The organism is Pseudomonas sp. S3E17 (genome assembly GCF_024168685.1).
In the GTDB taxonomy this organism is placed as follows: Bacteria; Pseudomonadota; Gammaproteobacteria; order Pseudomonadales; family Pseudomonadaceae; genus Aquipseudomonas; species Aquipseudomonas marginalis.
Genome location: NZ_JALJWE010000001.1, coordinates 2,841,772 through 2,867,453, shown reverse-complemented (window position 1 = coordinate 2,867,453; position 25,682 = coordinate 2,841,772). Strand labels below are relative to the sequence as shown.

Sequence of the window (25,682 nt, the reverse complement as noted above, 5' to 3'; positions counted from 1 at the left end):
CACTTTTACGTCTTTGTGATGACCAACCTGCGCATGTAGGAAGTTTCATTCACAAGGATGCGAAATGCCTGTCGACGCTCTCTCTCGAACAAAACCCTCTGTTTTGCTGCAGTCTTGCGTCGCCGCCTGCTCCTTTGTTGGTTTCTTTACCAGTGTTGCGGTGCTGGCGGCTGAGCCCCAGGCGCCTGCGCAACAATTGCTGTTGCAGCAACAACGTGAGCGCGCCCAGCGCGAGCAGTTGGAGCCGTCTCCCGACGTACGCCTGCAAGCGCCACAAGACAACGCCGGTGGCCTGCGTTTGCCGCGTAACGAAACGCCCTGCTTCAAGATCGACCGCGTAGTGCTCACTGGCGACCAGTCCGAGGATTTCCAGTGGGCCCTGCGTGCCGCCAACCCGGCCGATGATCCTGTGCAAGGACGTTGCGTCGGTGCCGGCGGCATCAACCTGACGATGAAGCGCATCCAGAACGCGATTATCGCCAAGGGCTTCATCACCACCCGCGTACTCGCCCAAGCCCAGGACCTGAACCAAGGTACCCTGTCGCTGGTGCTGGTGCCGGGCCGGATCAAGCACATCCGTTTTGCCGAAGGCACCTCCGCACGCGCCCACTATTGGAACGCCATGCCCGCGTCCGCCGGCGACGTGCTCAACCTGCGCGATATCGAACAGGCGCTGGAGAACTTCAAGCGCGTGCCCACCGCCGAAGCGGATGTGCAGATCACCCCGGCCGAGGGTAACGACGCGCAGCCTGGAGAAAGCGACGTGGTCATCGCCTGGAAGCAGGCCATACCGGTGCGGGTCAGCTTGTCGGTGGACGACTCCGGCAGCAAGCAGACCGGCAAGTACCAGGGTAACGTCGCCTTGTCACTGGACAACCTCGCCACCCTCAACGACCTGTTCTACATCAGCTTCAACCACGACCTGGGCGGCGGCCAGAGTGGCGACCGCGGTTCCAAGGGCCACACCGTGCATTACTCGGTGCCCTACGACTATTGGCAACTGAGCCTGACCTCCAGCGAGTACGACTACCACCAGACGATTGCCGGGGTTAACCAAGCGTATTCCTACAGTGGCCGCAGCCGTACCAACGAAATCCAGCTGTCGCGGGTGATCTATCGCGATGCGGTGCGCAAGACCACCGTATCTGTCGGCGGCTGGAGCCGCACCTCCAGCAACTATATCGAAGACACCGAAATTGAACTGCAGCGCCGGCGCATGGCGGGCTGGATGGCCGGGATCAACCACCGTGAGTTCATCGGTGCCAGCACCCTCGACCTCGGCGTCGGCTATCGCCGGGGCACCGGTGCCCGTGACGCGTTGCGTGCGCCCGAGGAAGAGAACGGCGAAGGTACCTCGCGCTCGCAGGTGATTTCCGCCAACGCGCAACTGCAACTGCCGTTCACCCTGGGCGAGCAGCGGCTGCGCTACATCGCCGGCTGGCGCGGACAGTGGAACCGCACGCCGCTGATCCCGCAGGATCGTTTTTCGATCGGCGGGCGCTACACCGTGCGTGGCTTCGACGGCGAGCAGATCCTGTCCGCCGAGCGCGGCTGGACGTTCAGCAACGACCTGGGCCTGAGCCTGGCCAATACCGGTCAGGAGCTGTACCTGGGCGTGGACTACGGCGAAGTCGGCGGCCACTCCACCCAGTACCTCTCGGGGCGACGCCTGGCCGGTGCGGTGGTGGGCCTGCGCGGCGGCTACAAGCAGTTTTCCTACGACCTCTACACCGGCAAACCCCTGGAAAAACCCAAGGGATTCCAGACCGCCGACGTGACCAGTGGCTTCAGCGCCAACTGGTCATTTTGAAGGAGACCACCATGCGCTACGACACCCTGCACGTGCTGGCCCCCGAACGGGCCGACAGCCCCATCGACGAAGCCCAGGTGCTGGGCTCGGCGGTCTGGCTGTGGATGCACTCCACTGCACACCGGGATGCGCCGTTGCACAGCCTGTCGACCCTGTTGCTGCCCGCCATCAAGCAGCGCCAGTTCATTTTGATCAGCGAAGACGGGCGCCCGGTGTTTTTCCTGTCGTGGCTGAACCTCAGTGCCGAGGCCGAAGCGCGTTACTTGCGCGAGCCGGCGGTGTGCCTGCCGCCGGAGGACTGGAACAGCGGCGAACGCACCTGGGTCAACGACTGGGTCGCGCCGTTTGGTCACACCCCGCGTGTCATGAGCTTGTTACGTCGGCGCCTGTGGCCCAATCGCATCTGCCGTTCGCTTTACCACCGAGGCGATGAGCGCGGTTTACGCGTCATGAATTTCCAGGGGATCGCCGTCCTGGATCTGGAGGCGAAAGCCTGGTTTGCCACTCACCCGTTACCCAGCGACGCGCTCTGATCAGCCTCCGCGCAAAGGACTTGCATGAATAAGCATCTATTTCGAATTGTATTCAACAAGGCTCGCGGCCTGCTGATGGTGGTGGCCGAGAACGTCAAGAGTGCGTGCAAGGCACCCGGCACCACGAGCGCCGTGTCCCGGGCCGGCACCGCCGTGGTGACCCTCACACCGCTGCGGTTTGCGCTGATGGTGGGGATGGGTTGGGTCGCGCTGGTGATGCCGGCGCAGGCCCAGGTGGTGGCCGACGGTTCTGCGCCGGCCGGTCAGCGCCCGACGATTGGCGCCGCCGGCAACGGCGCGCCCGTGGTGGACATCACCACGCCGAGCGGGGCAGGGGTGTCGCGCAATACCTATACGCAGTTCGATGTGGACAAGCGCGGCGTGATCCTCAACAACGGCGTGACCAACAGCCAGACCCAACTGGGCGGTTGGATCGAAGGCAACCGCGCGCTGGCCAACGGCAGTGCACGGGTGATCCTCAACGAGGTCAACTCCAGCAACCCCAGCCAATTGCGCGGGTTTGTCGAAGTGGCAGGCTCCAAGGCCCAGGTGGTCATCGCCAACCCGTCCGGGATTGCCTGCGACGGTTGCGGCTTTATCAACGCCGACCGGGCGACACTGACCACGGGCCGCGCGCAGTTCGAGAACGGCCTGATCAGCGGCTATCAAGTCTCCGGGGGCAAGGTCAGCATCGGCGGCGATGGCATGGACAGTACTCGGGCCGACTACACCGAGATCATCGCGCGCACGGTTGAAGTCAACGCGGGGATCTGGGCGAAGGACTTGAGCATCAAGGCAGGGGCCACGGATAAAACCCAGGCCGACGCCCCCGCCGTCGCCATCGATGTGGCGCAGTTGGGCGGCATGTATGCCGGCAAGATCACCCTGGTGGGCAACGGTGCCGGCGTCGGCGTGCGCAACGCCGGGCAGATCGGTGCCAGCGCCGGTGAAGTGGTGATTGGCAGCGACGGCCGCATCGAGAACAGCGGCCGGGTCAGCAGCGCCACTCAACTGACCGCCCAGGCGGACAAGGGCATCGACAACAGCGGTACGCTGTTTGCCCAGGGCGACCTGGCACTGAGTGCTGCCGGGGATATCGACAACAAGGGTATTGTGTCCGCCCAAGGGAATACGCGCCTGACCACCACCGGCGCGCAGTCTGCGATTCGCAGCCAGGCCGGTTCCGCACTGGCCGCCGGCGTCGACAGCAGCGGCAAGTTGGGCAGCAGCGGCTCGCTGACCCTGACGTCTGCCGGCACCTTGACGGCCAAGGGGCAGAACCTTGCGGCGCAACACTTGAGCGCCACCGCCGCAACGGTCGACCTCAGTGACAGCCAGACCTCGGCCCAGAGCGTGGCGTTGACCAGCACCGCCGGCAACCTCGATGTGCGCCGCAGCCGCGTCACCGCCGGCCAGGGCCTGACCGCCGACGCCAAGCAAACCTTGCTCAGCGATGCCGCGCAGGTGGGCGCGGCGCAGATCACCGCCACGGCGCTGGACCTGTCCAACGTCGGCGGCAAGTGGGTGCAGACCGGCAGCGCCGGCATGCGCATGACCGTCTCGCACAGTCTCGACAACAGCCGTGGCACCCTCGCCAGTGGTGGCCGCCTCGACGTCAGTGCCGACACCCTGGGCAACCAGCATGGCCTGGTGCAATCCGGCGGGCTCGGCGACTTGCACGTCACGGCTCGTGAGCACCTGGATAACCAGCAGGGCAAGCTGGTCACGGCTGCGCAGCTGTTCCTCGACGGCGGCAGCCTCGATAACCGTAACGGCCAGATCACCGCCGGCGGTGCGCTGGACGTCGACGCCGGGCAGTTGAATAACGCCCAGGGCACGGTCGCGGCGACACAGACGCTGACGGTCAATGCCGACAGCATCCTCAACCAGGGCGGCACCCTCGGTTCGGTCGCCGCCGACCTGATCCTCAACAGTCGCGGGCAACAGCTCGACAATCAGGGCGGCCGCCTTGAGGCCGCCAAAGCCTTGACCGTCAACGCCCAGGGTTTGAACAACCAGAGCGGCGTGGTGACCGGCGCGCAGTTGCTGATCGACACCCACGGCCAGCAGTTGGATAACGGCCAGGGTATGCTCAATGCCAGCGATACGCTGACGGTCGACAGTGGCGTGCTGAACAATGACGGCGGTACCGTGCAGGCGAAGTCGGCGCTGACCCTGGACACCCATGGCCAGTTGCTGAGCAATCGTAATTCCGGCACCCGCGGCGGCATTCTTGGCCAGGCTGCGGTGACGGTGCGCGCCGGGCAATTGCTCAACGACCAGGGCTTTATCGGCAGTGCCAAGACCCTGCAAGTCAATGCTCTGCAGGTGAGTAACCAGGCGGGCCTGTTGCGTGCCGACGGCCATCTGGCGCTTACGGCTGCGCGTGTCGATAACAGCTCGACCCAGGGCGCCAACCAAGGCGTCAAGGGGCAGTCGGTGGCCATCGACGCTGATGACGTGACCAACCGCGGCGGCTCGATCGTCTCCGATGCGGCACTGAGCATCACCGGCAGCGGCACCCTGGATAACGAGCAAGGCATTGTTTCCGCCGGCAGTGCGCTGACCGTGGCCGACCGTGACCTGGCCCAGAAACGCCAGGCAGTGAGTAACGTGGCGGGCACGCTGATCGCCGGGCAATCCCTGCTGCTCGACAGTGCCCGTTACAGCGGCAGTGGCAAGGCCTTGAGCCTGGGCGACCTGACGTTTCGGCTGACCAATGACTTCGTCAACAGCGGCCTGTTCCAGGCCAACGGCGGCCTGACGGTAGAGACCGGCGGGCGCTTGACCAACCAAGGCAGCTTCCAGGCCGGTGACCTGCTGCGCCTGAACGTCAACGCCCTCGACAACGCCGCCAGCGGTTTGATCAGCGCGCGTCAGGTCGAGGTCAATGCGGGCAGCCAACTGGATAACCGTGGCTTGATCGACGCTGAGGTCACGCGGATCAACACCGCGACGCTGAACAACCTGGGCACCGGGCGTATTTACGGCGATCACCTGTCCATCGCCGCCGCGACCCTGAACAACACCCTCGAAGGCGGTGTTGCCGCGACGGTTGCAGCGCGCAACCGCCTGGATATTGCCAGCCAGGTCGTGAACAACCGCGAGCACGGCCTGATCTTCAGTGCCGGCGATTTAGCGATTGGGGCGACCCTGGATACCAACGGCAACGCCAGCGGCCAGGCGCAGGAATTGAATAACGCCAGTGCAACCGTCGAGGCGCTGGGCAGCCTGAATGTGAACGCCAGGGTTATCCGCAACACCAACGAGCACTTTGCTACCGAGCAGGTGGTGGCGTCCCGTGATGTGCTGCAGGAGTTCCAGCTGTCTGGCTCCACCAACCGCTATACGCCGGAGCAGGTCTCGACCTACAACAATGAGGTCCTGCACCTGGTCACCCCGGAGGGCTATGACGATCGCTGGAACCGCTACGACTACACCCGTGAGGTGACTGAAACGCGGATTACGCAATCCGACCCCGGACAACTACTGGCGGGCGGCAACCTCACCCTGATCGCTGATCAGGTGGTCAACGACAAGAGCCGGATCATTGCTGGTCAGGCCCTCAACGCCAATGTCGGCAGCGTGATCAATACCGAGGTGGATGGCCAGCGCATCACCACCGATAAAGGCACGCTGAGTAATTTCTATCGTATCCAGCGCAAGGGCCGCGACCGTCAGGGCCGCAGCGTCACCACCTATACGCCGGCACCGTTGATTCAGCAGATCAAGCTGACACCGACCATGTTTACCGAGTACGCGGCCATCAATGGCACCGGTACGCAGGTCGGCGCGCTGGTGTTGGCCAAGGTCGCGGATAACACCGCCGGCACCGGCGATCTCTCGGGTGTCGGCAGAACCTACGCCGTCAGCCCGATCAGCCAGGTCGAAGCACTGACCAAGCAGAATGCCGCTGGCGCGGTGGAGCAGATCCGGACCGGTGGCTTCAACCCGGACCTGCCCAACAGCAGCCTGTTCCACACCAACCCCGGCAGCACCGCCGGCTACCTGGTGGAGACCGACCCGCGTTTTGCCAACTACCGTCAGTGGTTGTCGTCGGACTATATGCTGCAACGCCTGAACCTTGACCCGGCGGCGACCCAGCAACGTCTGGGTGATGGCTTCTACGAGCAGAAGCTGATCCGCGAGCAGGTGGCACAACTTACCGGGCGGCGGTTTGTCGACGGCTACGCCAGTGACGAAGAGCAGTATCGCGGCATGATCGACAGTGCCGTGACCCTGGCCGATCAGTGGAAGTTGATTCCGGGTGTGGCGCTGACCGCCGAGCAAATGGCGCAGCTGACCAGCGACATCGTCTGGCTGGTGGCCAAGGACGTCACCCTGGCCAGTGGCGAAGTCCGCCAGGTGCTGGTGCCGCAGGTGTATGTGCGGGTCCGTGAGGGCGACATGGATGGCTCCGGTGCCTTGATGGCCGGACGCACGTTGAACCTCGACGTGCGCGGTGACCTGGTCAACGCCGGTAGCCTGTCCGGGCGCGATGGCGTCAACATCAGCGTGCAGAACCTCAATAACCTCGGCGGCCGGATCCAGGGCAACGAGGTGGCGCTCAGTGCCAGCCAGGACATCAACAACATCGGTGGCCTGATCAGCGCCAACAACCGCTTGTCCCTGAGTGCCGGCAATGACCTGAATGTGCGGTCCACCACCACCGACAGCCAGAGCGAGCAGGGCACCCGCACCGGCCTGTCGCGCGTTGCCGGGCTCTATGTCTCGGCCCCTGCGGCCAACCTGATAGCCACCGCCGGCAACAACATCAACCTGCAAGGCGCCGAGGTCAAAAACACCGGTGTGGGCGGTAAGACCGCGTTGGTGGCGGGTAACGACATTACCCTGAGCACCGTGAGTGAATCCTATACCCAGGCCAACCAGTGGGACGGGAGCAATTGGCGCAAGGAAGCCGGGCGCAATGAAGTCGGCAGCGCCGTGCAAGGCGCCGGCGATATTCGCCTGGGGGCCGGGCGTGACGTGAATGTGCGCGGCGCGCAAGTCGGCAGTGATGCCGGCGCCGTGGTCGTCAGCGCCGCGCGGGACATTAACGTAGAGGCCGGCGAGCGCTTCAACAGCGCCGATGAAGCGCACAAGGTTACCGGCAGCAACGGCATGTTCTCTAAAAAGACCATCACCACCCGCGATACGGTGAGCCAGACCAGCGCACAGGCGGCGACACTCAGTGGTGAACAGACGGTGCTGCAAGCCGGCAACAACATTGCGATCACCGGCAGCAATGTGGTCTCGACCTCGGGGACGCTGCTTTCGGCAGGCAATGACATCAAGGTGCAAGCCGCCACCGAGCACCTCAGCGAAGAACACACCAAAGACGTGAAAACCAGCGGCATGTTCAGCGGCGGCGCCATTGCCGTCACCATCGGCTCGCAGCGCCAGACCAATGAGGAGCGTTCGCGCCAGAGCACGGCGGCGGCCAGTAATATCGGCGCCACTGACGGCAATGTGCTGGTCAGTGCGGGCGGCGAGTACCGCCAGGTGGGCAGTAACGTCAATGCGCCCAAGGGGGATGTGTCGATCGACGCGTCCGAGGTCAACATCCTCGAAGCGCGCAACCTCAGCTCGATGCAGACAGAGCAGCGCTTCAAGCAGACGGGCGTCAGCCTGACCCTGACCAACCCGATCGTGAATGCGGTGCAGACCGGCCAGCGCATGAACAAGGCCGCCGAACGTACCGACGACAAGCGCATGAAAACCCTGGCGGCGTTGAATACCGCTTGGGCGGCCGATGATGCCCACACCCAGGTGATGAAAGATCCGGCCGCCATGGGCGGGATCAACCTGAGTATTTCCCTGGGCACCAACCAGAGTTCGAGCAAGAGCGAACAAAATGGCAGCACCGCGGCCGGCTCGACCGTTGCGGCGGGTGGGGATGTGTCGATTGTGTCCAGTGGTGGTACACGCAACAACGACCTGACGGTGCAGGGCAGCCAGATCACGGCGGGCAACGATGCGTTGTTGAAAGCCGACGGCAATATCCTGCTGGTGGGCGCCCAGAACACCATGGAGCAGCACAGCACCAACAAGAGCATCAGCGGCAGCATTGGCATCGGCATCTCCTTTGGCGGCGAGAAAAATGGCCTGAGCTTCAATGCCTCGGCGTCCCAGAGCCGTGGCAATGCCGATGGCAACGATCTGGTCTGGAGCAACACCCACCTGACGGCGGGTAACCAGGTCAGCCTGATTTCCGGCAAGGACACCACGATTCGCGGCGCCGTGGTGTCGGGTGACAAGGTCAAGGCTGACGTCGGTGGCGACTTGAATATCGAGAGCCTGCAGGACACCAGCACCTTTGCTTCCCAGCAGAAAAGCATGAGCGCCGGTATCAGTATCTGCATCCCGCCGGTCTGCGCCGGCGCCGCTACGGCGAGCTTCAGCTCGACTAACACTAAGCAGAAGTCCAACTTTGCCAGCGTGATCGAGCAATCGGGCATCCGCGCCGGCGACGGTGGTTTCGACATCAACGTGCGCGGCAATACCGACCTCAAGGGCGGTGTGATCGCCAGTTCCGACAAGGCCATCGCTGACGGTAAGAACAGCCTGACCACCGGTACGCTGACCGTGTCCGACATCCACAACTTTTCCGAAGCCAGCGCCAAGACGTCAGGGGTCGACCTGAGTTCGGACATGCTCGACGGCAAACTGGGCACGGCCAAGGCGCTGCTCGCCAACAGCCTCAACAATGGCTCGGATTCCGACTCCGAATCCAGCGACACCCGCAGCGCGATCAGCGCCGGTACCCTGGTGATCACCAACGCCGAGCGCCAGCGCGTGGTCGGCGGCATGACTGTCGACCAGACAATTGCCAACCTGAACCGCAACACCGAAGCCGCCCATGCCGCCGTGGAGCGCCTGGATGTGGCAGAAATGGGGCGCAAGGTCGAGGCCGAGCAGGAGATCAAGCGTGAGTTCTATCATCAGGTCTCGTTGTTGGCGGATGAGGCGTATCGCAAGATCTTTATCGAGAAGGCGCGGGTGTATGAGGTCTTGAAGGACAAGGATGGCAAGGCGTTGATTGATAAAGACGGCAAGGTTGAACGTCGCGAGTTGAGCGACGAAGAGAAACAGCACCTCAAGAAAGGGCCAGACGGCAAGGTGCATATCGCTAACAACGGCATTTTCAACGACATCGATGGTGCCGCTAAATATGCTAACCAGCACAGCACCGCCGATACCGGGCCGCAATATTTGATCCACTTTGAGAAAGCCAACAATTTCACGTCCGAGCTGATGATCGCGGCGTATCAGAAAAACCTTGAAAATGACTTCTGGGGTTTATCCAATGCCACCGTGCAAACCAAGGACTACATGGTCCAGTTCGGTCAGAGCGGGTTGCATATCGACGGGCACAGCCGGGGCACGCTGACCACCGGCAGTGCGATGGAATCATTGGCCCGTGATCCGGCCAACGCTGGCGTTCTGGGTCAGACGTCGATGAACTTCTTTGGTGCAGCCTACGGGGTGCAAAAGGCTGACTCGCTGTTGGGGATATTGCAGAACCGCTCAACGTTCAGTTCTGAGGAGCAACGCGAGGCGATGGCGCTGCAGTACCAGAATCATAATTTCGACCCCGTTGCGCGAACACCCGGCGTAGGGTTTAACGCTGGCACAGGCGGTACGATCCCGGAGGGAAGCGTTCGTGTATGGGAGTGGCTGAAGGTGCTGGGCGGCGAAAACACCGTGCACAACTGCTATGGCGATGGCGGACCAGCCTGCCAGCCTTTCTGGCGGGATTCACCCGACGGTGTCTCACACTTTGTTCGAGTTAAACCATGAGGAAGAACGCCATGTTCAGTCGGTGTCTGCTGTTAAGTTTTTGCGCGGTGTTAACGACCGGCTGCACGGGCAGGGGCTTTCAACCTCCGCCGCCTGATTTTACCTATTGGCAAAAGAGCGGGGTGTCCGTTGAAGGCGTCAAGAGCAGCATGCTCGCGTGCGGGTACGCCAATGTGGCGGGCACGGGCGGCGGCTCAATCGATGAGAAACTGAAGCACTTCTATTGCATGAAGGACGCTGGCTTTACCCGCAAGGATAATCTGGACCTGTGCAAGCTTGGCCGCATTGGCGAATCTCCAGTGTGCGAAGGCCGCCGCTGATCCAACACTAAAAGGAAGCAAGGAATGAACGATCTACGCAATGGACTGTACGGCGTCGCGCTGGCATTGGCGGTGGCAGGGCTGGGCGGTTGCGCCTCGTCGATGACGGTCACCGGCGAGCCGGGGGTGAAGATGGGCCAGAGCTACGCCCAGGTGCTCGCGGTGGTCAGCCGAAACAACGCTGTGACCAAGCAGGTCGATGGCCAAGGCTTCCGGGCTGAGGGTTATTCGCCGATGTTCAAGGACTGCCGGATCAAGTACTTCATCTTCCAGGGCGCTGATGGCTTGCAGCAGGTGAAGTACGAGCCGGCGCCAGAGCTGTCGGTCAACCAGAATTGCCGTCAGCCGTAAGCGGCCCTTTATTCCTCTGCGAGTTGACTGCTGATGAGCTTTTTACGTGTGGTTCCCGTGGCGTTGCTGGTGCTGCTGACCGGCTGCGGCCAGGTGGCGAATATCCGTTCCCTGTCCACCGGTTACGTTGCACCGCAGGCCGGCGAGACCGCCCGCGTGCGGTTGATCACCGATGGTCTGGTGCGCGCGGTGCCGGGGCGGGATTGCCTGGACTGGAACGTGCCGGGCGCCGGGGTGATGGCGTCGACGAAAGCGGGCTTCCCCGATCACAACGGTGAAAGCCTGGGCATGCCTGGGCCGATTTATTCGTGGGCGGCTGCGGTGTCGTCGGAATTGGTGGTGCCGGCGAACAAGCCGATCGCCTTTCATTACCTGGGGCAATTGCAATATTCCCGGCAATGCTCCGCCAGCATGGCCTTCGTGCCTCGACCCGGGGTGGATTACATGGTGCAGGCGTCCATGTATGCCAATTGTTCGATCCAGTTGCATGAACTGCCGGCGGGCGCCAAGCAATGGGTCGCTGTGGAGCCTGCGTCCAAGGGCAAGCTGTCTATGTGCAACGCGATGGATAACCTCTAATCAGTCGCTGGATTAATTTTCAATATTCATGGCTTTTTTTCGGTTGCCCAAGGTCCACATCCTTCAAGCACCTTTGAATCCAGGAGTAAGCCACCCATGACCACCCCCAAGGCACTGTTGATCCTCCACGGCAAGCAGGCCCTCAACGAGGACGTGCGCAGCGCCGTGCTGGCGCGGCGCGAGCAGGGTTGGGAGCTGGCGGTACGGGTGACCTGGGAGGGCGGTGACGCGAAGCGCCTGGTCAAGGAGGCCTTGGAGGGCGGCTACACCCACATCATTGCCGGCGGCGGCGATGGCACCTTGCGCGACGTGGCCGAGGCCATGGCGCAGGCCAAGGGTGAGGCCAGCCTGGTGCTGATGCCCCTGGGGACCGCCAACGATTTCGCCAAGGCTGCCGGCGTGCCATTGGAGCCCGCCCGGGCCCTGGCGTTGCTGGATGTGCCGCCCCGTGCGATCGACCTCGGCCAGGTCGGCGGGCAAATCTTCCTGAATATGGCCACCGGCGGCTTCGGCAGCCAGGTCACCGCCAATACCTCCGAAGACCTGAAGAAAGTCCTGGGTGGCGCCGCCTACCTGTTCACCGGCCTGACGCGCTTCAGCGAGTTGAAGGCCGCCTATGCCGAGCTGGACGGGCCGGATTTCCACTGGAAGGGCGAGCTGCTCGCCCTGGGCATCGGCAACGGTCGCCAGGCGGGCGGTGGGCATGTGCTGTGCCCTGGCGCATTGGCCGACGATGGATTGCTCGACATCAGTATCCTGCCGGCGCCCCAGGAAGTGGTGGGCACCTTGCGCGAGCTGATGGGTAACGGTTGGGAGCTGGACGCGATGTTCGTGCGGGCACGCCTGCCGTGGGTCAACATCAAGGTCGCGCAGGGCTTGTACATCAACCTCGATGGCGAGCCGCTGGAAGGTGACGACCTGCACTTCGAGGCCTTGCCCAAGGCCCTGCGCGTGCATCTGCCGGTGGGTTCGCCCCTAGTCGTCCAGGCTGATGATCTGCTCGCGCACGGCAAATAACACCAGGCCCGCCACATCGAATATCTGCAGGCGCTTCATGATTTGCGAGCGGTGGGCTTCGACGGTCTTGATGCTCAGGCCCAGGCCGTGGGCGATCTCGCGGGTGGATTTGCCGCGCACGATCAGGCGCAGGATTTCCAGTTGGCGGGCCGTGAGGTTATGGCTGTGGCGTGCGGGCGTGGCGGGTTCCTGGCTGCGCACCAGCGCCTGGTTGATCACGGTATGGGCGATCGCCGGGCTCAGGTAGCGCTCGTTGTTGCGCAAGGCCAGCAATGCGTGTTCCAGCTCGTTGGCAGTGGTGTCCTTGAGCAGGTAGCCGTGGGCGCCTGCCTCCAGCGCGCACATGATCAGCTCCGGGTCGGTGTGCATCGACAGGATCAGCACCTTGCTCCTGGGGTGCGCACGCTTGAGTTGCTGTAGCGCGTCGAGGCCGCTGGTGTGCTTCATGGACAGGTCCAACAGCACGATATCCGGCAGCAAGGTATTGAACTGCTCCAGCAACTGCGCGCCATCGCTGGCTTCGCCGGTCACTGTGTAGCCGGGAATATCCTGGATCAGCGCACGTACGCCGGCCCTGATCAGTGCATGGTCATCCACCAGGAGTAATGTGCAGGTCACTCGATAACCTTAGGGGCGCTGGCCCGTTCGAGAGTGCGGGGCGCCCAGGGGAAAAGCGCGTCGATCCGTGTGCCGTTGCCTGGTTGGCTGCTGACGGACAATGAACCGCCAAGCTGGTCAATGCGCTCGGACATGCCAGCCATGCCCCGTTGACCTTCCAGGCCGGGGTTGATGGCGGGCGAAAAGCCCTGGCCGTCATCACAGATGGTCAACGACAGGCCCTCGGGCAGGCGTTGCAGGCGCACCAGCAGATTGCGCGCCTGGGCGTGGCGCAGCATGTTGGTCACGGCTTCCTGGGTAATGCGAAAGGCCGCCACGGCCATTTCTTCAGGGATGCCGGTCAGTCGTTGCTGGCATTCGAGGCTCCAGTGCACCTGGGTGTTTTCCAGGGTCTTGAGCAGGTGCGCGCGCAGGCTGGCTTCCAGGCCCAGGCTGGCGAGCTGCCGGGGGTTGAGGATGGCGGATACATCGCGCACCTTGGCCAGGGTCTCGTTCAAGGTGTTGCACAGCACGGTGCACTGGCTTTGCAGCTCCTCCGGCAGGCGGCGCTTGAGCCATTCGCTTTGCAGCTTGGCGGCGGTCAGCAACTGGCCGATATCGTCATGCAGTTCACGGCTGAGGCGATGACGTTCGTTTTCCTGCACTTGCAACAGGCGATCGGCCAACTCCTGGGGCTGGAACTTGATGGATTTACGCGAGCGCCACTGTTGCAGGCCAACCACCACCAAGATGGCCAGGTTGAGCAGTAGCACCAGCAGCGGCAGCGGCGCGGAGCGGCTGTAGGCCCACAGGCTCAGCAGCAGCGAGCCGAGGCACAGGGCGAGGATCAAACGGCGTGCGTTGCTGCGGGACGCGGACCTTGCGATGAATGTCTTGAGGCTGGCATGCATAGCGGATGGAGCCAATGAAGGTTCGCTGCGGGAAGACCGGTCGCGGCTGACCGGGCTCTGTTTGGAATACGTTCTTGAATCGTTCTCAAGCAGGCTGAAGTTGAGTCACTTCAAGCGGGGGCATAGTACCACCACTCTTACCGTTGGTCGCCAGGTGCCGTGCCTGGCGGCCTATTTAAACGCGCAAGAACGCGGGGAATGATAATCCCTGCGTTAATGAAGTGAGGTTGTATTATTTCAAAGGGTTTGTATCGTTAATAGCTAATTGATGTTAAATCGCCATTTTGCTCCAGCGAGTTAGTTGGCGCTGTCGTTTTTAGATAACCCCGTGCTTGAATGCGACCTGAGAGCGCCTCAAGACAAATGATGCATACGTTGTTGCGGATTGTAACTGAAACCCTTTTGCGGAATTTGCAGGGTGACGGTGTCAATCAACTTGGTCTGTTCTTCTTTATCCAGGGTCAGTTGGCCTGTTTTTGCATCGATCAATTCCAACTGCCAGGCCAGCAATGTCAGGCAGTCATGCAGGGCCCCCAGGGCTTGATCATGTAACTGCAACGGGTTTTCGGCGTTGGCGATCACGTCCTGAATATGCCGCGAGAACTCGCTGATCGCTTGCAGGGCCAGGCAATCGGCCTTTTCGGCGAGCTTGATCAGGCTGATTTTCATGCAGTCGATGGCGTCACTGTCGTTGCGAATCAGATGCAGATGGCTCAGGCATTCTTCCGACTTGGCCAGCAGCTTTTCAGCCTCGCGCAGGAACTCAGGAAGTGCAAGTTGCCACTCGTTACCGTCGTTCATCATGCAAGTCTCCACAACATAAGGTCGGGTGATGAGAGGTCGCACCGGGTGAATGGCGTAAAACTACCGCTGAAAGATAACGGGAATCTGTAGGTCGCTTCTGAGTTTTCAGTAGGACGTTTATTTGAATGACGGCGACGGCTGCGCGTGGCCCTCGTGAGTGGGCTCGATTGCACACCTTCAGTTGCCGCGACGTGAGCGTCTGGAAAACCCATAAGACGAGGGCTGTGGATGGCAAACAAAAGCCTGACTCCATTCATGCAATGAGAATGGCGTCACATTAATGGCTATTAGATATTGCGAATATCAGGTTGGGCCTGATTGTGTATAGGGGAATCCCTTACATGGCGGAACCTTGCGTCGATTTGAGTGTCGCGCAATGTCGTTGCACCGCCATATGAACAGGCCTCAGCAGTAAAGCATGATGTCAGTGTGACATCAATGAATTTACGTGGCATTTTACCGGGGTCAAGGTCCGGCATTTGCCGCCGATAACAAGCTAACTGCACAAACACTTCGCGCATTACTTTCCAGCGCACACCAGGAGCTCTTAATGGCCGGCATTCTCGACACGGTAGACCAACGCACGCAACTGGTGGGTGAGAATCGCCTGGAGATCCTCATGTTCCGCCTGGCCGGGCGGCAGCTGTTCGCCATCAACGTGTTCAAGGTGCAGGAAGTCCTGCAACTGCCCAAGCTGACCCTGATGCCCCAGCGCCACCCCTTCGTGTGCGGCGTGGTCAACCTGCGGGGCCAGACCCTGCCGGTGATCGACTTGTCCCAGGCCATCGGCATGCGTCCGCTGGTGCCGGGCCCCAACAGCACCATTATCGTCACCGAGTACAACCGCTCGGTGCAGGCGTTCCTGGTGGGTGGCGTGGACCGCATCGTCAACATGAACTGGGAAGCCATCCTGCCGCCGCCGACCAGCGCCGGGCGCCAGCATTACCTCACCGCCATCAGCAAGGTCGACGACCAGTTGGTGGAGATCATCGACGTGGAAAAAGTCCTCGCCGAGATCGTGCCGTACAACGCCAAGGTCTCCCGCGAAAAACTCGACGACCCGGTGCTGGAGCGCGCCCGTGGCCGCGAAGTGCTGCTGGTGGACGACTCCAACGTGGCCCTGTCGCAATTGCGCGACACCCTCGGCCAACTGGGCGTGAAGATGCACATCGCCAGCGACGGTCTCAAGGCGCTGAACATGCTCAAGGCCTGGGCCGACGCCGGCCATGTCATGACCGACAAGCTGCTGATGATCTTCACCGACGCCGAAATGCCCGAGATGGACGGCTACCGCCTCACCACCGAAATCCGCAACGACCCACGGCTGCGCAAGCTCTACGTGGTACTGCACACCTCGCTGTCGGGCAGCTTCAACGACTCGATGGTGAAGAAGGTCGGCTGCGACAACTTCCTGTCCAAGTTCCAGCCGGACAAGCTGGTGGATGTGGTGCGTCAGCGCCTGATGCTGGACGAAGCGTCCGCTTGACCTTAGGGTGACGGCTTTGCCCCTCAGGAATGTTGGCCCATGCTTCGTCTCAGCGCGTTGTACCGTTACCCCTTGAAGTCCGGCAAGGCCGAAACCCTGCAACAGGTCGGCCTGGATAAACTGGGGTTGGACGGCGATCGACGCTGGATGCTGGTGGATGAGGCCAGCGGGCGTTTCCTCACCCAGCGCGCCGTGGCGAAGATGAGCCAACTGTCGGCGCTGTGGAACAGCAGCGGTGGCCTGACCCTGAGTTCGCCTGGCTACGCGCCGCTGGACGTGGCGCTGCCCGGCAGTGCGGCCGAGCTACGTGGCGTGACCATCTGGCGCGACACCTTGCGTGTGCCGGACGCCGGCGACGAAGCCGCCGCCTGGGTCAGCGCCTTTATCGGCAAGCCCACGCGGCTGGTGCAGATCCCCCTTGAGCGGGCGCGCACCACCCAGGCAGGTTACGGCCGCGATGATGACCAGGTCGCGTTCGCCGACGGTTATCCGTTGCTGGTGATCGGGCAAGCGTCCCTCGACGATCTCTCGCAAAAAGTCGGCCGTCCCATGGACATGCTGCGCTTTCGCCCCAACCTGGTGATCGAAGGCAGCGACGCCTTCGCCGAGGATGGCTGGAAGCGCCTGCGCATCGGGGATGTGGAGTTCCGTGCAGTCAAGCCCTGCTCACGCTGCATTCTCACCACCATCGATCCGCACACCGGCGAGCGCAGTTCCGACCGTGAGCCTTTTGTGACGCTGGAGGCCTACCGCAAGACCGAGGACGGCGCGATTTTTGGCCAGAACCTGGTCAACGATGGCGTGGGCCGCCTGGAAGTGGGCATGCCGGTGATCATCCTCGAATAAGCCATGGGCCCATAAAAAATGCCCGTCTCCTGGGAGACGGGCATTTTTTTTGCGGCGCAGCGATCAGCCGCGGTATTCGCACAGGTAAGCGGTGTCCACCGCGACCTTCAGCTGGAACTTGCTGTTGGCCGGTACGTTGAACTGGCTGCCGGCAGCGAAGGTTTCCCAGTCGTTGGCGTCGGGCAGCTTGACGCTCAGGGCGCCGGACACCACGTGCATGATTTCACGCTGGGCGGTGCCGAATTCGTATTCACCCGGGGCCATCACGCCGATGGTCGCCGGACCTTCTGCGGTGCCGAAAGCGATCGACTTGACGGTGCCGTCGAAGTACTCGTTGACTTTGAACATGGGCGAATCCTCGGAAAAAGTTGATGCTTTACGCTCATCCTGTAGGCGCGAGCTTGCTCGCGAAAAACCTGAGAGCGCCGCTGGGTGCCAGGTTTACCGCGTTATCGTTAACGACCTTCGCGAGCAAGCTCGCTCCTACAGTTGAGCAGCAAGGAAAAGGGGGAGTCAGTATGCCCAAGGCTTCGGGCGCTGCCTAGACCGGCAAAATCAGCGGCAGCAGGCGCGCGGTGTTGCGTGCATCTTCCAGCGCTCGATGTTGCTGGCCCTGGAACTGCATCCCCGCCAATTGCAGGGCGCCATTGAGCCCCAGGGGCTTGTCCAGGCGCCGGGCCTTGGCGAAGCGTTGCTTGAGGTTGACATGGGGCGTGGGGGCCATGGCGCTGGCCAGGCCATGGCGCTGCCATTCGAGCTCCAGCTGCACGCGGTCGTAGTCACCCCAACTGGCCCAGCCTTCCAGGCGCGCCTGATGCTGGCCCAGCCAGCGCTCGAACAGCGGCCACACCTCGATGAACGGCGCAGCGCCGTCGATGTTTGCCTGGGTGATATGGGTCAGCTGACGACAAAAGGGCGTGAGCAAGGGGCGGCGCAGCGGCCGCACAAAGCGCTGGAAGTGGTCCAGTTCGCGGCCCTGGCGGTTCACCAGGCTCGCGCCGATCTCGATGACTTCCATCTCCGTCACGGGCCAGCCGCCTTCATCCGTTGTGGCTTCAAGGTCAATAATCAGCCAATGAGGCATCGCGCAGGTTCCCGTACTCGTCCTTTCCCGTTGGGGATAGAGCGTAGACCGGCCTTGTAGTTCCGACTAGGGGGTTATTCGATCTCCAGCAGAACCTGGCGATTGCGTACCTGATCGCCCGCCATCACCTGCACGGCCTTGACCACGCCGTCCCTGTCGGCCTTGAGTGGATGCTCCATTTTCATGGCTTCGAGCACCAGCAGCAGTTGGCCTTTAGTCACCTGTTCACCGGTGCTGACGCGGACGTCGACGATGGCACCGTCCATCGGTGCCTTGACCGTGCCGCTGCCGGCGTCGGCCTGGCGCCCGGCAACCTGCTGGGTGCGGTTGGTGACGGTAAGGCCAGGCAGCCACAGCCGGGAGCCCTCAAGGTGATAGGCGATACGCCGGCGAACGCCGTTGAGCACCACGGTGGCGTGACGGCCATCGGTGCTGAGTAGCAGGGGGGCGGCGGTGACAGTATGGATTTCGCCGTCGACCTCCAGGCGAAAGGTGCAGGGAACACGGGCGTTGTTGCGCCATCCCGCGAGGCCGTGGGGATGCTGGTCGGCGCTGTGTTGGTAAAACAGCGCGGCGGCCAGGGCGAGTTGATCACTTGTCGCGGCCGGGCGCGGTATTTCGCCGAAGTGCTCGGCGATAAAGCCGGTGCTGAAATCACCGTCGATAAAGCCTGGGTGCTTGAGCAATTCAGCCAACAAGCGCTGATTGGTCGTCACCCCCAGCAACAACGTGTCTTCCACCGCCCGCAGCAGTTTGCGCCGGGCTTCTTCGCGGGTGGCGCCATGGGCGATGAGCTTGCCGAGCATCGGGTCATAGAACGGGCTGATGGTTTCGCCTTCGTACAGCCCATGGTCAACCCGTACGCCCACGGCCGGTTCCCAGCGCAGCACCTCACCGGTTTGCGGCAGGAAGCCCTGGGCCGGGTCTTCGGCATAGAGGCGCACTTCCATGGCGTGGCCGCTCAGGCTCACCTGCGCCTGCTCGAGCGGCAGCGGCTGGCCGGCGGCGACCTGCAGTTGCCAGGCCACCAGGTCGAGGCCGGTGATCAGCTCGGTGACCGGGTGCTCCACTTGCAGGCGGGTGTTCATTTCCAGGAAGTAGAACCGGCCGTTGCGGTCGAGCAGGAACTCCACGGTACCGGCGCCGAGGTAATTTACCGCGCGTCCGGCCTTGAGCGCGGCCTCGCCCATGGCCTGGCGCAGTTCGGGCGTCATCACCGGGCAGGGCGCTTCCTCGATGACTTTTTGATGGCGGCGCTGGATCGAGCAGTCGCGTTCGCCGAGGTAAATCAGGTTGCCGTGGCGGTCGCCGAACAGCTGGATCTCGACGTGGCGCGGCTCGATCAGCGCCTGTTCGAGGATCAGTTCGTCACTGCCGAAGGCGTTCCTGGCCTCCGAGCGGGCGCTGTGCAGGTTGTCCAGCAGCGCCTCTGGCCGGTGGACCAGGCGCATGCCACGGCCACCGCCGCCGGCGCTGGCCTTGATCATCAACGGGTAGCCGATGCGCTCGGCTTCACGTTGCAGGCAGGTGTCATCCTGGGCGCTGCCCTGGTAGCCGGCGATGCAAGGCACGCCGGCCTCGAGCATGGCGAGTTTGGACCGGCGCTTGCTGCCCATCAGTTCGATGGCCTCGGCGCTGGGGCCGATGAATGTCAGGCCGGCGTCCTGGCAGGCGCGGGCGAAGCCGGAGTTTTCCGAGAGGAAGCCGTAGCCGGGGTGGATGGCATCGGCGCCGGTTTTTTTCGCGGCCTCGAGGATGGCCGGGATGTTGAGGTAGGACAGTTGTACCGCAGCGGGGCCGATGTGCACGGCTTCGTCGGCCATCTGCACGTGCAGGGCCTCGGCGTCGGCGTCGCTGTAGACGGCGACGGTGCGGTAGCCCAAGGCCTGGGCCGTGCGCTGGATGCGGCAGGCGATTTCGCCGCGGTTGGCGATGAGGATTTTTGTGAACTGCGGCATTGGGTTATCCCTTGGGTTATGCGGTGGCTGTTCCGGACGTCACTTGCACCACCGAGGCTTTCTCTTCTGCACAAACGCCTGCGTCCCCTCGATCCCTTCTGCACTGGTCACTGCTTCGGCAAACCACTGCGCCGCCTGGTCCAGCAGCGGCCCCAGGGGCTGCTCCACGCTGGCCAGCAGCAGCGCCTTGGTGCGCGCATTGGCGCCTGGGGCGCAGCGCAGCACCTGCCCCAGCACCTCATCCAGACGTTCGGCCAACGCCTGCGGATCGGTCTCGGTGAAGTGCACCAGCCCCAGCCGTTGAGCTTCCAACCCATCGAACCGCGCCGCCGTCAGCGCCAGTCGCCGCGCCTGGGTCAGGCCGATACGCTTGACCACAAACGGCGCAATCTGTGCCGGCAGCAACCCCAGGCTGGTCTCCGGCAAACCGAACTGCGCCTGGTGATCGGCAATCGCGATGTCACTCACGCAGGCCAGGCCAAACCCGCCGCCCAGCACCGCGCCTTGCAGCACCACGATGACCACTTGCGACACGGCTTCCACCGCTTGCAGCAACGTGCCGAAGGCCCGGTTCAACGCCTGCAATTGATCGCCTGTGCTGACCAGGTCCTTCACATCGGCACCGGCGCAAAAATGCCCGCCTGCGCCGCTGATCACCACGGCGCGCACCTGGCTGTCCAACCCGGCCAGCACCGCGCGCAGTTCGTTGACCATTTCCAGGCTCATGGCATTGCGGCATTCGGGCCGGTTGAGGGTGATGTGCAACACGCCGTTGTGGGGTTCGAGCAGCAGGGTATTCATGGCTTTTTCCCCGGTAAAGTGCCCATCAACTTGCAGATGATGCCCAGCATGATTTCATCGGCGCCGCCGCCAATCGACACCAGGCGCACATCGCGATAGGCGCGGGCCACCGGGTTGTCCCACATGAAGCCCATGCCGCCCCAGTATTGCAGGCAACTGTCGCTGACTTCGCGGCCGAGGCGTCCGGCCTTGAGCTTGGCCATGGAGGCCAGGCGGGTCACGTCCTGGCCCTTGATGTACTGTTCGGTGGCCTGGTAGACCAGTGCGCGCAGGCATTCGATTTCGGTGGCCAGTTCGGCCAGGCGAAAGTGAATCACCTGGTTGTCGATCAGCGCCTTGCCGAAGGTCTGGCGCTCCTTGCAGTACTCGACGGTACTGTCGATGCAGTACTCCAGGCCCTTGATCATATTGGCCGCGCCAAACAGGCGTTCTTCCTGGAACTGCAGCATCTGCATCATGAAACCCGCGCCTTCATGGCCGATGCGATTGCGCTGGGGCACGCGCACGCCGTCGAAGAACACCTGGGCGGTCTCGGAGCTGTGCATGCCGAGTTTTTCCAGGGGCGGGCTGACGCTGATCCCTGGGGTGTTCATCGGCACCATGATCAGCGACTTGTTGATATGCGGCTTGTCGTCGGAGGTGTTGGCCAACAGGCAGATAAAGTCGGCGCTGGGCGAGTTGGTGATCCACATTTTGCTGCCGTTGATCACATAGTCGCTGCCGTCCTTGCGCGCATGGGTTTTCAACCCGGCCACGTCGGAACCGGCGCCGGTTTCCGAGACGCCGATGCAACCGACCTGCTCGCCGCTGATGGCCGGGCGCAGGAATTCGTCGCGCAATTCATCGGAACCGAAGCGGGCGAGGGCGGGGGTGCACATATCGGTCTGCACGCCGATGGACATGGGGATGCCGCCGCAGCGGATGGTGCCGAACTCTTCGGCGGCGACGATCGAGTAGCTGTAGTCCAGGCCCATGCCGCCGAATTGTTCCGGTTTGGAAATCCCCAGCAAGCCGAGGTCGCCGGCCTTGCGGAAGATGTCGTGGATGGGGAAGCGCCCGGCCTTTTCCCATGCGTCCACATGGGGGTTGATCTCGCGGTCGACGAAGGCACGGACGGTGCGGCGCAATTCCTGGTGTTCCTGGGTGAAGATCATTGTTCTTGTTCTCCGGTTAGAAGCGCGCGATGCCGAAGCTGTTGGGCTGCAACTCGCGGACGTCGGCCTCGTGACAGATATCCAGCAGAAAGCCGAGTAAGGTACGGGTATCCCGTGGGTCTATCAGCCCGTCATCCCACAGGTTCGCGCTGCCATAGAGTGCGGTGGACTGGCTGTCGAGTTTTTGCGCGGTGACCTGTTCGAGCATGTCCAGTACCTTGGGATCCGGCACCAGGCCGTCTTTCAACTGCTTGGCCTCGGTGACGATCCGCAGCACCTTGCCCGCCTGGGCTCCGCCCATCACCGCCGTGCGGCTGTTGGGCCAGGCGAAGATAAAACGCGGGTCCAGGCCGCGACCGCACATTGCATAGTTGCCGGCGCCGTAGGAGCCACCGACCACCACCGTGAGTTTAGGCACCCTTGCGTTGGCCACCGCCTGGATCATCTTCGCGCCATGCTTGATCGCCCCTTGCTGCTCCGCTTCGGTACCCACCATGAAGCCGGTGGTGTTGTGCAGGAACAGCAGCGGTGTGCGGCTCTGGTCACACAGCTGGATAAACTGCGCCGCCTTGCTCGCGCCCTTGGGCGTGATCGGGCCGTTGTTGCCGATCACGCCGACCGCGCGGCCCTGGATGTGCAGATGGCCGCAGACGGTATGGGCGTCGAGCGCTGCCTTGAACTCGAGGAACTGCGAGCCGTCGGCCAGGCGCGCGAGGATTTCGCGCACGTCGTAGGGCTTTTTCGGGTCAGCGGGGATCAGCCCCAGCAGGTCGTCGATGGGGTACAGCGGCTCGGCGTAAGTGCGTTTGGGCGTCAACGGCAGGCGCTCATCCCAAGGCAACAGGCTGACGATTTCACGCACGATACGCACGCCATCGGCGTCGTTTTCCGCCAGGTATTCGGCGGTGCCGGCGATCTGTGCATGCATTTCGGCGCCGCCCAATTCTTCATCGGTGGCGACTTCACCGGTCGCCGCCTTGAGCAGCGGCGGGCCGGCGAGGAACAGCTTGGCCTTGCCGCGCACCACCACCACGTAATCCGACAGCCCTGGCTGGTACGCGCCCCCCGCCGTGGCCGAGCCGTGCACCACGGTGATCTGCGGCAAGCCCATGGCGGACATGCGCGCCTGGTTGGCAAAGCTGCGCGCGCCTTCGACGAAAATCTCCGCGGCGTAGTTGAGGTTGGCGCCACCGCTTTCGGCGAGGGTCACCACCGGCAGTTTGTTGTCCATGGCGATCTGTTGCAGGCGCAGGGATTTTTTCAGGCCGGAGGGCGAAACGGTGCCGCCCTTGATCGCGCTGTTATTGGCCACCACCAGCATGCGTACGCCGCTGACGTAGCCGATACCGGCGATCAACCCACCGCCGGCGGCGCTGCCGTCCTTGTCATCATGCAGCTTGTAACCGGCCAGGCTCGCCAGTTCCAGGAACGGCGCGCCCGGGTCCAGCAGCAGGTTGAGGCGCTCGCGGGGCAGCAGTTGGCCGCGTTTTTCGAACTTGGGCCTGGCTTCCTCGGCCTTGCCCAGCAGGGCCTGTTCCAACTGGCGCAGGTGTTGGATGCCTTCCAGCATGGCGGCGCGGTTCTGGGCGAACTGCGGGCTATGGGGATCGATCAGGCTGTCAATCAGCGGCATGGTTTATTGCTCCGCCTTGTGTCGCGGCCGCTGACGATCACGGTGTGACCCTGGAACAGGCCGGCTTTGAAGATCGAGTCGAAGGCCACGGCGACGCTCCTTTATGATGTGAGTTGATCGGCGATGTGTTGCGGCACGGCGATGGGGATTTCCAACAGCTGCTGGGCGAAGGCCTTGCCCTGGGGGTCGATGCGCAGGCTGGCGATGCCGCCGCCGCCCAGGGCGTTTTCCAGCAGGAAATTGAGGCTGTGGCTGCCGGGCAAATACCAGCGTTCAACGCGGCCGTGCACGGGGTCGAGCACATGGCCCATCCAGTCGACGAGCACCTCTGGCGTCAGTGCTTCGGCAATCCACGGCAGGTACTCGGGGGCGCGGGCGATGACCCCGATATTGCTGTGGTTGCCCTTGTCGCCGGAGCGCGCCACGGCGAGTTTCACCAGCGCCACGCTGGCGTCGGCGCGGCCTTGGGGCTGGGGCGGATCCATCGGCGCGGCAGGTAGGATCGGCGCGTCGACGATGGGCAGCGTGCAGACGTGGCGTTGACCCTGGAAGTCGACTACCACCTCGCAGGCGGCCTTATCGATCAGGAACGAGAACAAGCGGATCAGCGGGTACACCGTCGGCCGCCCGCCGACAATCCCGGTCAGCCCCGGCGCCATGCCCGTGGCCGCCTGGGCGATCTCGCGGGCGAACAGCACCAGCGCCGGCTTGCTCGGGTGGCGCACCGCCAGCTTGACCACCACCTCGCGGCAGTCGTGGCGCAGGGCGCGGGGGCCATACGTCGCTTCGCTGCCCAGCAGTTCGATATTCACGTCGGTGTAGGGCGCCCAGCCGCGCTGGCTGAACAGTTCCGAGGTCTTGTTGATGATCGCCTGGCTGACCCGCTCGGCCTTGGCCACCGCGTCTATCCCGGCGATCAGGCAACTGGCGGTGCAGCGAAAGCCCTCCGGGTAAGTGGCGCTGACCTTGTACTGATGCGTTGGCGGCAACCCCTTGGCGCCGTGCAGGCGTACGCAGTTTTTGCCTTGCTGCTGCAGCTTCACCTGGCTGAAATCGCAGATCACATCGGGCAGCAGATACGCGTGTGGGTCGCCGATTTCATACAGCAGCTGTTCGGCCACGCTCAGTTCGCTGATCAGGCCACCGCTGCCCTCGACTTTACTGACCGTGAACTGGCCGTCAGCGCTAACCTCGACGATGGGGAAGCCGATGTGCTCGTAGTCGGGCACGTCACGCCAGTCGGTGAAGTTGCCACCGGTACACTGTGCGCCGCATTCGATGATATGCCCGGCCAACGCGGCCTGGGCCAGGCGGTCGTAGTCCTGCCACGACCAACCGAATTCATGCACCAGCGCTGCGCTGACCACCGCGCTGTCGACCACCCGGCCGGTGATGACGATGTCCGCGCCCAGTTGCAGCGCCTGGGCAATGCCCGGTGCGCCGAGGTAGGCATTGGCCGATACGCACAGGGGCGGCAGCGGTACGCCGTTGAACATGTCGGTGATGCCGTGCAGGTGCTTGAGCCGGGGGTGCAGGTCATCGCCCAGCAGCACGGCGATTTTCAACGGCACCTGGGCTTTATCGCAGGCAGCTTGCAGGACGGCGGCGCAGGCCTGGGGGTGGATGCCGCCGGCATTGCTGATCACGCGGATGCCCTGGCGCTGGATCTCGGCCAGCAGCGGTGTGAGCACCTCGACGAAATCCGTGGCGTAGCCGGCCTGGGGATCTTTCATCCGTGCACCGGCGAGGATCGACATCGTGACTTCCGCCAGGTAGTCGAACACCAGGTAGTCCAGCTTGCCGCCGTGCACCAACTGCGCGGCCGCGCTGCAGGTGTCACCCCAGAAGGCGCTGGCGCAGCCGATACGAACCGTCTTGCTCATGAGAAATCCTTCCTCGAATGGCTGGCAACGAGACTACCAAGCAAGCGCTTGGTTTGTAAACTCCGGTCACAAGTTTTGGCCAAGCGCTTGCTTGGGTGACTGGCACGGCCTAAAT

19 protein-coding genes and 1 pseudogene are annotated in these 25,682 nt (G+C 63.0%); 9 read left to right on the top strand and 11 right to left on the bottom strand.

Translation table 11 applies throughout. The annotated features are described in order from the left end of the window. The first annotated feature begins 64 nt into the window (after nt 1-64). From J3D60_RS12560 to yegS, 7 genes are all read left to right on the top strand, one after another. Nucleotides 65-1,810: a ShlB/FhaC/HecB family hemolysin secretion/activation protein gene (locus J3D60_RS12560; protein ID WP_253491629.1), complete on the top strand. Its 1,746-nt coding sequence runs from the start codon at nt 65-67 to the stop codon at nt 1,808-1,810. 11 nt (nt 1,811-1,821) lie between these two features. Further along, on the top strand, nt 1,822-2,343 hold the full coding sequence (locus tag J3D60_RS12555) for a toxin-activating lysine-acyltransferase (RefSeq protein ID WP_065940548.1): 522 nt from the start codon (nt 1,822-1,824) through the stop codon (nt 2,341-2,343). A gap of 24 nt (nt 2,344-2,367) precedes the next feature. Further along, complete coding sequence (locus J3D60_RS12550) at nt 2,368-10,143, top strand: hemagglutinin repeat-containing protein (protein WP_253491627.1); 7,776 nt, start codon at nt 2,368-2,370, stop codon at nt 10,141-10,143. 11 nt (nt 10,144-10,154) lie between these two features. Then, nucleotides 10,155-10,463, top strand: coding sequence for a hypothetical protein (locus tag J3D60_RS12545; RefSeq protein WP_053133393.1), 309 nt, complete (start codon nt 10,155-10,157; stop codon nt 10,461-10,463). 24 nt (nt 10,464-10,487) lie between these two features. After that, a complete protein-coding gene (locus J3D60_RS12540; RefSeq protein ID WP_065940546.1) occupies nt 10,488-10,814 on the top strand; it encodes a hypothetical protein in 327 nt (108 codons plus the stop codon). 33 nt (nt 10,815-10,847) lie between these two features. Next, nucleotides 10,848-11,393 (top strand): hypothetical protein, encoded by a 546-nt coding sequence (locus J3D60_RS12535; RefSeq protein ID WP_253491626.1) that lies wholly within the window; start codon nt 10,848-10,850, stop codon nt 11,391-11,393. A gap of 96 nt (nt 11,394-11,489) precedes the next feature. Further along, the gene (gene yegS / locus J3D60_RS12530) at nt 11,490-12,410 is read left to right on the top strand and encodes a lipid kinase YegS (RefSeq protein ID WP_027603880.1); all 921 of its coding nucleotides are present in this window, start codon (nt 11,490-11,492) and stop codon (nt 12,408-12,410) included. Here yegS and J3D60_RS12525 read toward each other — a convergent pair. The 3 genes from J3D60_RS12525 to J3D60_RS12515 all read right to left on the bottom strand — a co-directional run bounded on the left by J3D60_RS12525 (nt 12,369) and on the right by J3D60_RS12515 (nt 14,722). Further along, nucleotides 12,369-13,028, bottom strand: a complete 660-nt coding sequence (locus J3D60_RS12525) for a response regulator transcription factor (protein WP_065940544.1) — start codon at nt 13,026-13,028, stop codon at nt 12,369-12,371. The genes yegS and J3D60_RS12525 overlap by 42 nt on opposite strands. Further along, nucleotides 13,025-13,918: a sensor histidine kinase gene (locus tag J3D60_RS12520; RefSeq protein WP_253493996.1), complete on the bottom strand. Its 894-nt coding sequence runs from the start codon at nt 13,916-13,918 to the stop codon at nt 13,025-13,027. The genes J3D60_RS12525 and J3D60_RS12520 overlap by 4 nt, the downstream gene beginning before the upstream one ends. 354 nt (nt 13,919-14,272) lie before the next feature. Beyond that, nucleotides 14,273-14,722 carry a hypothetical protein gene (locus J3D60_RS12515; protein WP_174557005.1) on the bottom strand — a complete coding sequence of 150 codons (450 nt, stop codon included), beginning with the start codon at nt 14,720-14,722 and terminating at the stop codon, nt 14,273-14,275. 550 nt (nt 14,723-15,272) lie between these two features. Here J3D60_RS12515 and J3D60_RS12510 point away from each other — a divergent pair. Both J3D60_RS12510 and J3D60_RS12505 read left to right on the top strand, forming a co-directional pair. After that, a complete protein-coding gene (locus J3D60_RS12510; RefSeq protein WP_027603884.1) occupies nt 15,273-16,208 on the top strand; it encodes a chemotaxis protein CheV in 936 nt (311 codons plus the stop codon). 39 nt (nt 16,209-16,247) lie between these two features. Next, nucleotides 16,248-17,054, top strand: coding sequence for an MOSC domain-containing protein (locus tag J3D60_RS12505; protein ID WP_065940542.1), 807 nt, complete (start codon nt 16,248-16,250; stop codon nt 17,052-17,054). Nucleotides 17,055-17,117: 63 nt separating this feature from the next. On the opposite strand, the gene J3D60_RS12500 is transcribed toward J3D60_RS12505, so the two are convergent. From J3D60_RS12500 to J3D60_RS12470, 8 genes and pseudogenes are all read right to left on the bottom strand, one after another. Beyond that, nucleotides 17,118-17,402 (bottom strand): pyrimidine/purine nucleoside phosphorylase, encoded by a 285-nt coding sequence (locus J3D60_RS12500; protein ID WP_027603886.1) that lies wholly within the window; start codon nt 17,400-17,402, stop codon nt 17,118-17,120. A 40-nt stretch (nt 17,403-17,442) separates the two neighbouring features. Continuing rightward, nucleotides 17,443-17,571 (bottom strand): annotated as a pseudogene (locus J3D60_RS31370) (outer membrane lipoprotein carrier protein LolA); the annotation flags it as partial. Between the two features lie 24 nt (nt 17,572-17,595). Continuing rightward, nucleotides 17,596-18,138 carry an exonuclease domain-containing protein gene (locus J3D60_RS12495; RefSeq protein ID WP_027603887.1) on the bottom strand — a complete coding sequence of 181 codons (543 nt, stop codon included), beginning with the start codon at nt 18,136-18,138 and terminating at the stop codon, nt 17,596-17,598. A gap of 74 nt (nt 18,139-18,212) precedes the next feature. Continuing rightward, complete coding sequence (locus tag J3D60_RS12490; RefSeq protein WP_253491625.1) at nt 18,213-20,096, bottom strand: acetyl/propionyl/methylcrotonyl-CoA carboxylase subunit alpha; 1,884 nt, start codon at nt 20,094-20,096, stop codon at nt 18,213-18,215. 39 nt (nt 20,097-20,135) lie between these two features. Further along, complete coding sequence (locus J3D60_RS12485) at nt 20,136-20,897, bottom strand: enoyl-CoA hydratase/isomerase family protein (protein WP_253491624.1); 762 nt, start codon at nt 20,895-20,897, stop codon at nt 20,136-20,138. Then, nucleotides 20,894-22,051 (bottom strand): citronellyl-CoA dehydrogenase, encoded by a 1,158-nt coding sequence (atuD, locus tag J3D60_RS12480; protein WP_065940538.1) that lies wholly within the window; start codon nt 22,049-22,051, stop codon nt 20,894-20,896. The genes J3D60_RS12485 and atuD overlap by 4 nt, the downstream gene beginning before the upstream one ends. 16 nt (nt 22,052-22,067) lie before the next feature. Then, nucleotides 22,068-23,684, bottom strand: a complete 1,617-nt coding sequence (locus tag J3D60_RS12475) for an acyl-CoA carboxylase subunit beta (protein WP_253491623.1) — start codon at nt 23,682-23,684, stop codon at nt 22,068-22,070. Nucleotides 23,685-23,785: 101 nt separating this feature from the next. Continuing rightward, complete coding sequence (locus J3D60_RS12470) at nt 23,786-25,567, bottom strand: acyclic terpene utilization AtuA family protein (protein WP_253491622.1); 1,782 nt, start codon at nt 25,565-25,567, stop codon at nt 23,786-23,788. Nucleotides 25,568-25,682: the final 115 nt, after the last annotated feature.

What these genes read in the sequence shown, in the direction of transcription:
- J3D60_RS12550 (WP_253491627.1), top strand. Translation starts at nt 2,368, where the DNA reads ATGAATAAGCATCTATTTCGAATTGTATTCAACAAGGCTCGCGGCCTG.
- J3D60_RS12505 (WP_065940542.1), top strand. Translation starts at nt 16,248, where the DNA reads ATGCTTCGTCTCAGCGCGTTGTACCGTTACCCCTTGAAGTCCGGCAAG.
- J3D60_RS12500 (WP_027603886.1), bottom strand. Translation starts at nt 17,402, where the DNA reads ATGTTCAAAGTCAACGAGTACTTCGACGGCACCGTCAAGTCGATCGCT.
- J3D60_RS12510 (WP_027603884.1), top strand. Translation starts at nt 15,273, where the DNA reads ATGGCCGGCATTCTCGACACGGTAGACCAACGCACGCAACTGGTGGGT.
- J3D60_RS12535 (WP_253491626.1), top strand. Translation starts at nt 10,848, where the DNA reads ATGAGCTTTTTACGTGTGGTTCCCGTGGCGTTGCTGGTGCTGCTGACC.
- J3D60_RS12485 (WP_253491624.1), bottom strand. Translation starts at nt 20,897, where the DNA reads ATGAATACCCTGCTGCTCGAACCCCACAACGGCGTGTTGCACATCACC.
- J3D60_RS12475 (WP_253491623.1), bottom strand. Translation starts at nt 23,684, where the DNA reads ATGCCGCTGATTGACAGCCTGATCGATCCCCATAGCCCGCAGTTCGCC.
- J3D60_RS12545 (WP_053133393.1), top strand. Translation starts at nt 10,155, where the DNA reads ATGTTCAGTCGGTGTCTGCTGTTAAGTTTTTGCGCGGTGTTAACGACC.
- J3D60_RS12490 (WP_253491625.1), bottom strand. Translation starts at nt 20,096, where the DNA reads ATGCCGCAGTTCACAAAAATCCTCATCGCCAACCGCGGCGAAATCGCC.
- J3D60_RS12540 (WP_065940546.1), top strand. Translation starts at nt 10,488, where the DNA reads ATGAACGATCTACGCAATGGACTGTACGGCGTCGCGCTGGCATTGGCG.
- J3D60_RS12515 (WP_174557005.1), bottom strand. Translation starts at nt 14,722, where the DNA reads ATGATGAACGACGGTAACGAGTGGCAACTTGCACTTCCTGAGTTCCTG.
- J3D60_RS12520 (WP_253493996.1), bottom strand. Translation starts at nt 13,918, where the DNA reads ATGCATGCCAGCCTCAAGACATTCATCGCAAGGTCCGCGTCCCGCAGC.
- atuD (WP_065940538.1), bottom strand. Translation starts at nt 22,051, where the DNA reads ATGATCTTCACCCAGGAACACCAGGAATTGCGCCGCACCGTCCGTGCC.
- J3D60_RS12560 (WP_253491629.1), top strand. Translation starts at nt 65, where the DNA reads ATGCCTGTCGACGCTCTCTCTCGAACAAAACCCTCTGTTTTGCTGCAG.
- J3D60_RS12470 (WP_253491622.1), bottom strand. Translation starts at nt 25,567, where the DNA reads ATGAGCAAGACGGTTCGTATCGGCTGCGCCAGCGCCTTCTGGGGTGAC.
- yegS (WP_027603880.1), top strand. Translation starts at nt 11,490, where the DNA reads ATGACCACCCCCAAGGCACTGTTGATCCTCCACGGCAAGCAGGCCCTC.
- J3D60_RS12495 (WP_027603887.1), bottom strand. Translation starts at nt 18,138, where the DNA reads ATGCCTCATTGGCTGATTATTGACCTTGAAGCCACAACGGATGAAGGC.
- J3D60_RS12555 (WP_065940548.1), top strand. Translation starts at nt 1,822, where the DNA reads ATGCGCTACGACACCCTGCACGTGCTGGCCCCCGAACGGGCCGACAGC.